Raw genomic sequence first — 811 nt, 5'->3', positions numbered from 1 at the left:
AGCTTCCATGACATTGGTGAGAGCTATTGCCTCTTATTTGGTAGATTTTTACAATCCACCAGGAAGTTCCAAGCAAGAGCAGGAAGCAAGACGTAAGCGTGGCCGTTATCCAGCCTTTTCTGAGATTGGGAAACTCATCAAACTCTTATCAAAGGGAGATAATCAGGACAAAAGTGTTCTTGAAGTCCTGTTTGAAGATTACGCTAAAAAATACGGTCATGAGAACTTTACCATGAGAAACTGGGCGGATTTTCAGAACTACAAGGACAAGACCTTGGATTCGGTCATTGCTGTGACGACCGCTAAGTTCGCCCTTTTTAATATTCAATCGGTGATTGATTTGACGCAAAAAGACACTATGGATTTGAAAACGTGGGGCACTCAAAAGACCATGGTATATCTTGTTATTCCAGATAATGATACGACCTTTCGTTTCCTATCTGCTTTATTTTTCTCTACGGTTTTCGCCACTTTGACCAGACAGGCTGATGTGGACTTTAAAGGGCAACTGCCTATTCATGTTAGAAGCTATCTGGATGAGTTTGCGAATGTCGGAGAAATCCCAGACTTTGCCGAACAAACCTCAACGGTTCGCTCTAGAAACATGAGCTTAGTTCCTATCTTGCAAAATATCGCTCAACTCCAAGGACTTTATAAGGAAAAAGAGGCTTGGAAAACTATACTGGGGAACTGTGACAGCCTCCTCTATTTGGGTGGAAATGACGAGGAAACTTTCAAATTTATGAGTGGTCTATTAGGCAAACAAACCATTGATGTCAGAAGTACCAGTCGTTCTTTTGGGCAGACGGGT

General features: G+C 42.0%; 1 protein-coding gene. It reads left to right on the top strand.

Annotation, left to right across the window (positions count from 1 at the left end; all coding sequences use genetic code 11):
* A partial coding sequence (locus ACQRDX_RS09380) for a type IV secretory system conjugative DNA transfer family protein (protein ID WP_427896627.1) occupies window positions 1–811 on the top strand: 811 nt, incomplete at both ends.

Origin of the sequence: Streptococcus sp. SGI.013 (assembly GCF_050315295.1) — a bacterium.
GTDB lineage: Bacteria > Bacillota > Bacilli > Lactobacillales > Streptococcaceae > Streptococcus > Streptococcus porcorum.
The sequence above is the reverse complement of the archived record's forward strand: the minus strand, read 5'-3'. Positions and strand labels throughout refer to the sequence as shown.